Source organism: Citrobacter sp. EC_71 (assembly GCF_019584005.1).
GTDB lineage: Bacteria > Pseudomonadota > Gammaproteobacteria > Enterobacterales > Enterobacteriaceae > Citrobacter > Citrobacter werkmanii.
The window spans coordinates 1-713 of the sequence record NZ_VDAY01000062.1 but is presented as its reverse complement, the minus strand read 5'-3'; the positions used below and the strand labels follow the sequence as shown (position 1 = coordinate 713).

Genomic DNA, 713 nt, shown 5'->3' with positions numbered 1-713 from the left:
AATAAATATCCTCCGGCATAGCCGGAGGTTTTTCTGATGCGCCTATAAGGCTCTGTTACCAGCCGCGCCCTAACAGGCGCATACGATCTGACATTTGCATCAGACTTCGTTACTTACGGCCCGTAAACGGGCTACCTGGATAAGGGATCGATAACTGCTCGCCCATTTTATCCTCTGCAAGCTGGTGCTTTATGTATTCCTGTATCTTTGCCGTGTTCTTACCCACAGTATCCACGTAATACCCACGACACCAGAACTCCCTGTTCCTGTATTTAAACTTCATATCACCAAACTGCTCATACAACATCAGACTGCTTTTCCCTTTCAGATACCCCATAAAGCCGGATACGCTCATTTTGGGCGGGATTTCCACAAGCATATGGATATGATCTGCACAGCATTCCGCTTCCAGAATCCGCACGTTTTTCCACTCACACAGCTTTCTTAAGATGCTGCCTATCGCCCTGCGTCTCTCCCCGTAGAATGCTTGTCTTCGGTATTTGGGCGCAAAGACTATGTGATATTTACAGTTCCATCGGGTGTGCGCTAAGCTCTTTTCGTCCCCCATTGGGACCCCCTTTTGATTTCTTGTTTGACTCTTGCAGTTGCCAGACCGCAAGGTGTTTTAACAAATCAAAAGGGGTTTTAATAACTGGCTCAAAGCTGAAAGCTTTCCGGAACCCCCAGCCTAGCTGGGGGTTTTCTGTGCACAA

2 protein-coding genes are annotated in these 713 nt (G+C 47.7%); both read right to left on the bottom strand.

Going from position 1 to position 713, the window contains the following annotated elements:
- Positions 1-109 precede the first annotated feature (109 nt).
- The gene (tnpA, locus tag FHD02_RS23990) at positions 110-568 is read right to left on the bottom strand and encodes an IS200/IS605 family transposase (RefSeq protein WP_137361774.1); all 459 of its coding nucleotides are present in this window, start codon (positions 566-568) and stop codon (positions 110-112) included.
- On the bottom strand, positions 525-713 hold a 189-nt coding region (locus tag FHD02_RS23985; protein WP_212723241.1), incomplete at its 5' end, for a hypothetical protein. The genes FHD02_RS23985 and tnpA, both read right to left, overlap by 44 nt.